Source organism: Arsenicibacter sp. R0_47 (assembly GCF_057652235.1).
The window spans coordinates 19,992-27,113 of the sequence record NZ_JBYFCJ010000046.1 but is presented as its reverse complement, the minus strand read 5'-3'; the positions used below and the strand labels follow the sequence as shown (position 1 = coordinate 27,113).

The 7,122-nt window shown below is 54.5% G+C and carries 6 protein-coding genes; 5 read left to right on the top strand and 1 reads right to left on the bottom strand.

Translation table 11 applies throughout. From position 1 onward, the window contains the following. Nucleotides 1-171: 171 nt before the first annotated feature. Nucleotides 172-2,367, top strand: a complete 2,196-nt coding sequence (gene cas9 / locus AC23NW_RS34150) for a type II CRISPR RNA-guided endonuclease Cas9 (RefSeq protein WP_487455109.1) — start codon at nt 172-174, stop codon at nt 2,365-2,367. 57 nt (nt 2,368-2,424) lie between these two features. Continuing rightward, nucleotides 2,425-3,414: a hypothetical protein gene (locus AC23NW_RS34145; RefSeq protein WP_487455108.1), complete on the top strand. Its 990-nt coding sequence runs from the start codon at nt 2,425-2,427 to the stop codon at nt 3,412-3,414. Nucleotides 3,415-3,468: 54 nt separating this feature from the next. On the opposite strand, the gene AC23NW_RS34140 is transcribed toward AC23NW_RS34145, so the two are convergent. Next, entirely contained in the window at nt 3,469-3,639 is a 171-nt protein-coding gene (locus AC23NW_RS34140) for a hypothetical protein (RefSeq protein ID WP_487455107.1), read from the bottom strand. A 38-nt stretch (nt 3,640-3,677) separates the two neighbouring features. Here AC23NW_RS34140 and AC23NW_RS34135 point away from each other — a divergent pair, with 38 nt between their 5' ends. The 3 genes from AC23NW_RS34135 (at nt 3,678) to ltrA (ending at nt 7,030) form a co-directional block, all read left to right on the top strand. Further along, complete coding sequence (locus AC23NW_RS34135) at nt 3,678-4,136, top strand: A1S_2505 family phage non-structural protein (RefSeq protein ID WP_487455106.1); 459 nt, start codon at nt 3,678-3,680, stop codon at nt 4,134-4,136. A gap of 388 nt (nt 4,137-4,524) precedes the next feature. After that, nucleotides 4,525-4,773 carry an IS110 family transposase gene (locus AC23NW_RS34130; protein WP_487455105.1) on the top strand — a complete coding sequence of 83 codons (249 nt, stop codon included), beginning with the start codon at nt 4,525-4,527 and terminating at the stop codon, nt 4,771-4,773. A 484-nt stretch (nt 4,774-5,257) separates the two neighbouring features. Then, nucleotides 5,258-7,030: a group II intron reverse transcriptase/maturase gene (ltrA, locus tag AC23NW_RS34125; protein ID WP_487455104.1), complete on the top strand. Its 1,773-nt coding sequence runs from the start codon at nt 5,258-5,260 to the stop codon at nt 7,028-7,030. Nucleotides 7,031-7,122 lie beyond the last annotated feature (92 nt).

Below are 7,122 nucleotides of genomic sequence, written 5' to 3'. Positions count from 1 at the left end.
TGTTTAGCCAACGTGGGCAAATGGCTAACCATCAGCTTCAGCAAGTTTAATGCAAACTAATTCTCAAGGATTACTTATAACGAATTAAACAGGTCAATACAAGCCCGGCACGGTCTACTGGCCGGGTTCCTTTATCGCACTTCCCCGACCGGATACTAACCCTTTTTTACCATGTCAAGCGTACTTGGACTGTATATCGGCATTCAACAAATCGGCTACGCCTGGATAGAAACGTCCGGGCGGGGGCAGGCCGGTGAAATAGCCGGTCTGGGAGCCCGCATGGTTCCCCTGCCGACCGATGATGCCATTGATTTCCGGCTGGGCCGTTCCCTTAGCTCCTACCGCCACCGTCGCATCCGCCGAAACCTGCGGGTTCAGTACCGGCGCTACAAAGCCCGGCGGAATCAAGTGAATAAACTGCTGGCCGATAGTGGCCTGACTCCCTCTGCGGATGTCACAACCCTTTCGGGGGTGGAACTGTGGTCGTTACGCGCCAGAGCCGCCACCGACATTCTTCCCCTTCCCCATCTGGCACGGGTCATGCAGCATGTAAGCCGGAAACGGGGCTTTCTCCCCGCCACCGACACTAAACCCACCAACGGCACCTTATACCGGCATCTGGAGCAGAACGAGCAGGCCTTACAGGAGGAGGGTTTAACTATTGGCCAGTACATCAGCAGGCGGATGCAGGCCGAGCCGCACTTTGCGCCCAAAAGCCTTCGGTTTTACCGGCACACCCACCGAGCTGAATTTGAAATCATCTGGGCCACCCACCAACGGGCCTACCCCCACCTCCTGACCGATGAGCTGAAAATGCAGCTTGCCGACCAGACGCTGTATTACCAACGCCCTCCCAAACCCCGCCCCCCTTGGGAGCGCCCCTGCCGGTTTGAACACCACCACCTGGCAACGCCGGCCAGCAACCCGCTCTACGGCCTTTTTAAAACGGCCACTCAACTCAGCAAGCTTACGCTGATCGAACTCAAAACAGGGGAAGTCAGGCCGCTGCGTCGTGAGGAACGGGAACAGCTTCTGACAGTACTGGCGCAGACTGACACGCTCAACCGAAACGGAATACTGGACACCCTTGACCTGGACCCGTATGCCTATGAATCCAGCTTCGAGCGACTGAAGGGCAATGAAACGGGCAGCGTCCTGTACGCAGTTCTGCGGGAATGGGTCAACGCCAGCGGCACCCGGGGACGGGGTATTACAGCCCGGCTGAAGCCCTATCAATCCGCTTTTCAACTCCACTACCGGATAAATCCTGACGGACGGATCGCTCTGGATGAGCAGAACGGTTTATTTGCGCTCTGGCATGTGCTTTACGCCAATGCCGGGAGTCCAACCCTGGTTCAGACCCTTAGCCGTCATTTCGGCTTTCCGGAGTCGCTGTCGAGCCGACTCGCGGGCATAACCTTTTCCAAACGGCGAAGTCACCTCTCCAGCCGGGCGATCCGGCGCTTACTGCCGTCAATGCTGGAAGGGGCTACCGTCGAAGAAGCCATCCGGCAAGTTGGGTACGCTCCGTCGGGGCAGTCGCAACAGAAACCGGCTGAAGCCCATAACGATGGACTGTCGCTGTTCCGGCCCAACGAACTGGGCAATCCGGTTATCGAAAAAGTATTCAATCAGGCCCTAAACCTGCTTCGGACGATCCTTCACCACCCGGGCTATGGCCCTCCTGATGTGCTGCGTATTCAACTGGCAACCGAGTTTCGCCATCCGGCGGCAAAACGGCAGCAATACCGCGAACAACTCCAGAAAAACCGGAACGAAAACGAGCGTGTCCGTCAGTTTCTCCGGCAACATTTTTCCATCGATCACCCCCCTGCGGACCTGTTCGGACGAACCCTGGTGTATCTTCAGCAGGCGGGCGTCGATTTGCTGACAGGGGAACCCCTGCCTGTACAATCGGTACTGGAAACCAGGGACTATCCCCTGCACCCCATTCAGCCCAACCCTGCCAACGAGGATCACAGCCTCAATAACCGGATACTGACCACCCGGAAGGCCAGCTCATGGCTGAAGTGTATATCCATCATGGCCTACTTTGATCGTCGATCAAGGACCGACCGGGCGGCATACCTGAACCGCTGCCATGAGCTGTACGGGCGCAGACTGATTTCACCCGCCAAATGGAAACTGATGACCACTGCCGACGACATTCGAACGGTGTATGCCACCTGGGAGCGGCATGAGAATACCGTAACCAGAACCTTGCTGCAAAAACTGGCCCGTCTGGGCTGTACCATCGAACAAACCTATCCTTCCCAGACGCGTCGCCTGCGCAAGCACTGGAACGCGCTATCGCCCCTGGCCAATATCATGACCTGGGAGCGCGACCAGTTCACCCCCACACGGTAGGGTCTTCAGGAGTATCTGAACCGCCATGCCCCCGATTATGACAACCGGCGCTTTGCCGTGGAAGCCCTCCTGGTCGCCTGCCTGACGCCCGACATCGCCCAGATCCTGAGCAGGCGGGAAAAACCCGCCATACCCCTGCCCTGGCCCGGCCTACTCGCCGACCTGCAAGAACGGCTTGCCACTACGGTGGTGAGCTATAAAGTTGGCCGGCGGCTGTTTGGAAAACGACGAAATCCGGCGACGGGGCAGGTAGAAATTACACCCAGGGGGGAGCTTCATGGCGAGACCCGCTTCGGCACCATCCGGCCTCCCGAGGGTTCGCCCCATGCGGCAGCGACAGTTGTGCTTCGCTACCCGCTCGATGCTTCTTTTGGTAAGGTATCATCCATTGTTGACCCAGCCATCCGGAACCGGGTGGCAGACCACCTGGCCCGATATGACGATGATCCCAAAGGAGCCTTTGGCCACCTGACCGAACATCCGGTTTTTACCGATGATACGGGAGCGGTCCCGATTCGTTCGGTACGGTGCCGGAGCTTCATCCAGCATGTCTTTCCCTTGCCCGGCCAGCCAGGTCAGGCTCCCAGGCATGTTCGGGCTTCGGGTAACCATCATGCTGCGATCTACCGGCATCCGGACGGGACACTGTTTTTTAAGGTTGTTTCCGTCTGGGAAGCATTTCAGCGTAAGCTGCGGGGCGAGTCGGTGGTCCTCACCAGCCTCTTGGATGGTAGTGGTCTGCTGTATACGCTTCAGCCCAACGATCTGGTCGTGGTCGGCAGGGCACCCCACGAGGTTGATCGTTGTCTCCAACAGGGCACCATACAGGCACTTTCTCCCTACCTCTACCGGGTGCAGAAGCTCCATAGCCACGTCCTCCATCTGCGGCACCATGCCAGTGCCACCCTAAGTGAAGATAGTCTTGAAACCCGGGTCAGGGCCTTGAGACTTATCACCAGCCTGGACGATACAGTCCTGATTAAGGTCAGGGCCAACCGGCTGGGGGAACTGATGCACAATGACTGGGGACTGGAAAATGCCCCCTGATGGAGGCCAGCCGTCGCCCCAGGGGCAAAAAAAAAGCTCTCCGGAGAGAGCAGATCAGTCGATGACCGGGAAACTCCGTAGCTGATAATACTTTGACCGCGTTCCCAGCTTTAATGTAAAATATTTCCCGTACCAAAGATAGCCATTTGTCGCCATGAACGCAATGGAATCAACCGGGTCAATAAAGCTTAATGTGCCGGAAAAAGCGGTTGTTGCTCCATTCATAAATCATTAATTTTATCGAACAGAAAAACCGAATGTATATGCAAATCATCCCCATTAACCGGATTTCTCCCGAATGGATTACCCGGCTCCAACCTGGCGACTGCTATGTGTTTGGCGCGAACGAAGCGGGTATCCACGAGACGGGTGCAGCCCTGTTTGCCAAAGCCAACGGTGCGATCCGGGGCCAGGGGTACGGCCCGATGGGGCAGACCTTTGGTATACCCACCAAACCGCGCGACCTGCGGGTTTCTTTACCCCTGAACCGCATTCAGACCTATGTAGACGGGTATATTGACTACGCCATCATCCATCCTCAAACGCGCTTTCTGACCACTAAGATCGGCTGTTTACGGGCCGGGTACACCCCTGCTGATATTGCCCCCCTGTTCAAACGGGCACTTCCGGTGGCGAATATCTGTCTGCCCCGGGCCTTCTGGGAGATTTTGCTGTCGGGCGAAACCGGCGAAAAAATGCCTGAGAATCAACAGGGGGAATAAAGGTCGGTGTAGCTATATGAGCGGATAAATCAGGTCTTTTATTGTCGTATCTTTAACCCGTCAGCTACCCACCCCCTAAAGGGGGTAGGCTTGTGAAAGAGCCTTGCTGACCAGACTCAGCCCTTATCAGGGCTACGTTATAGCGGTCACGATACCGCCTTTAGATTTGAGGACTGGTAAGAATCCAAGATTTGGGTAGCTTGCCGATGAAAGAAAAACAGAGCAGGCTACCCTATCGCGCGGCAAGGTTCGTGGCCTATGGTCCAATTTAGGACCTGCTCTGTCTCTACTTGCCGGACTCGAATAGAAATGTGGGATAATAGGCCCGTTAGCAAGGTATTGAGCACAAAACAAGTAGACTTTCAGCAACTCTAAAATACAATGCATCATGGACATTCGCTATTTTATTGGTATCGATATTGCTAAGGCGACTCTGGACTGGGCTGTTTATGACAGCAAAAAGGTAGTGTTCCAAACCAGCACTCCTAACACCATCGCGGGCATTAAGACCGCCTTGCGGCTTTTGAAAACACTCCCCAACTGGAATCCGCAACAAGCTATTTTCTGTATGGAGCATACTGGCATTGTGCGACACGAAGCTGCACGTTTTGAGTATGGAAGTGATCCATTCGGTTAGTGCTCGAACCGATCCTCAACCCGTAGGGGCGTCACTGGTAACGGTGAGGTCTGTTGCAAGCGGGTAAAGCCTAAGATGCGAGTCAATCCTTGATCCAAATCGGGCCAGAGGAAGACCGAAAGGGTGAATGAGAATGAACCTCTGATGAGGTGGCGTCAGTGTTGGTTACCGAAACAAGGATTGATACGGTAATGATGGGACAAACAGGAACATTCGGCGATGCCGACGAATGGGGAGCACCCTAGTCCCCGCCATAAAGGAGGCACCCCACCCGGTCGTATCTCAGACGTGTGGAACGTGGTAACCCCAATGAAGTCTGTATCGAAAGCTACAGTAGGCCTGACTGCGAGGAAAGGCATAACTCTTCAGTGGGAACAGGAAGACCCAAGAAGCGAAAGTCGGCAAGCCGAAAGGCAACGGGAATTCATAACCGGCCGGATAGGGCAATACCCACCTTGAAAGGGGGCTGACGTGGGTCTGGTGGATGACCCTAAAGACGGAAGAACAGATTTTGAACAAGGAGCTTAGTTCGATGCACCCTCATCAGGAAGCAAACCGACTCATTGGACCAACCGACTGGCATGCCATTGATTGGCAGAAGGCATTTCGGTTGGTCAAAAATCTACGCTCCCGCATCTTTCGGGCGGCTCAGGAAGGGAACCATAAAAAGGTACGTTCCTTGCAAAAGTTAATGCTGCGAAGTTACGCCAACCGAGTGACGAGTGTCCGCCGGATTACCCAACTCAACTCGGGTAAGGACACGCCGGGGGTGGATCAGGTGGTGGTCAGAACGGCTACAGAACGCCAAAATCTGGTGGAGGAACTAAGGCAACACCAACCCTGGAAAGCCAAACCTACCCGTCGGGTGTACATACCTAAGGCCAATGCAAAGCAAAGGCCGTTAGGTATTCCTGTTATCGGGGACAGATGCTTACAAACAATGGTGGTACAGGCTTTAGAGCCGGAATGGGAAGCCAAATTTGAAGCCAGTAGTTACGGGTTTCGACCCGGACGGAGCTGTCATGATGCCATTGAGCGCATCTTTCGCTATGCCCGACCCGATAGCCGACGAAAGTGGGTTGTCGATGCGGACATCAAAGGTGCTTTTGATCACATCGACCACTCGTTTCTACTAAAGCGAATCGGTCGTTTCCCCGCCAAAGGTCTGCTGGAACAATGGCTAAAAGCAGGCTATCTGGAAGCAAATGTGTTCTACCCGACTGACTCAGGTACTCCGCAAGGGGGTAGCTGTTCGCCATTATTGGCCAACATTGCCCTTCACGGATTAGAGGAGGCTATGGGTATGAGCTACCAATACGGAGGGGGGCGTACCCAAACGTGCGGACCGCGCCGGGTAGTACGGTACGCCGATGATTTTGTGGTCTTTTGCTCGACTCAGGAAGAGGCCCAACAAACCATACTGCTGCTCAGAGACTGGCTGGCAGAACGAGGATTACAGCTATCCGAGGAGAAAACCCGTGTTGTTCATCTGAAAGATGGATTCGACTTTCTTGGCTTCAATGTACGTCAGTACCCAAGTCGTAACACGCGCACGGGATGGAAAGCGCTCATCAAACCTGGTAAGGCATCCGTACAGAAACTTCGGAATCGACTGCGAGCCGAGTGGTTAGCGTTGAAAACCCAGCGGGTGGAAGTGATTGTCAAACGACTCAATCCCATCATTCGGGGCTGGTCGAACTACTTTCGGATAGGGGTAGCTTATGAGACCTTCACTAAGTTGGATCGCTGGATGTTTGACCGTCAGGTACGATACGTTCGTCGGATGCATCCTCGTAAAAACTACGTCTGGAAACAGAACAAGTACTGGGGAAGGCTCAATCTGGATCGACAGGATAAGTGGGTGTTTGGGGATAAGCAAACGGGCATGGCACTTCAGAAGTTTGTCTGGACACCCATCCAACGGCATATCCTGATTGAGCATACGGCTTCTCCAGACGATCCGAGTTTGCGGGTGTACTGGCAGAAACGCACCCAGCGAAAGGCAGCCGAGTTAATACCCAGCAAGCAACGGATCGCCCGACGACAGAATTACCAATGTCCAGTCTGCAAAACGAGTCTGTTCACGGATGAAGCGTTGCATGTTCATCATGTCAAGCCGAAGCAGGAAGGAGGTAGTGATGCCTATTCCAATCTGCGGTTAGTTCATGTGACCTGCCATCAACAAATCCATTCCAAGGCATTCGCAGCCACAACAAAACCTAAGCAAGAAACCCTGAGCCGGTTGTCATCTGCTTGAGCCGGATGTGTCGAGAAGGCACAAGTCCGGTTCTGAGGAGGGAAGGGAGTCGCAAGGCTCCTGACCTATCCGACTACAATGCCCACCTCCTT

Bases quoted from the DNA above. Each gene is read 5' to 3' on its own strand.
- cas9 (WP_487455109.1), top strand. From the start codon at position 172: ATGTCAAGCGTACTTGGACTGTATATCGGCATTCAACAAATCGGCTAC.
- AC23NW_RS34140 (WP_487455107.1), bottom strand. From the start codon at position 3,639: ATGAATGGAGCAACAACCGCTTTTTCCGGCACATTAAGCTTTATTGAC.
- AC23NW_RS34135 (WP_487455106.1), top strand. From the start codon at position 3,678: ATGCAAATCATCCCCATTAACCGGATTTCTCCCGAATGGATTACCCGG.
- AC23NW_RS34130 (WP_487455105.1), top strand. From the start codon at position 4,525: ATGGACATTCGCTATTTTATTGGTATCGATATTGCTAAGGCGACTCTG.
- ltrA (WP_487455104.1), top strand. From the start codon at position 5,258: ATGACCCTAAAGACGGAAGAACAGATTTTGAACAAGGAGCTTAGTTCG.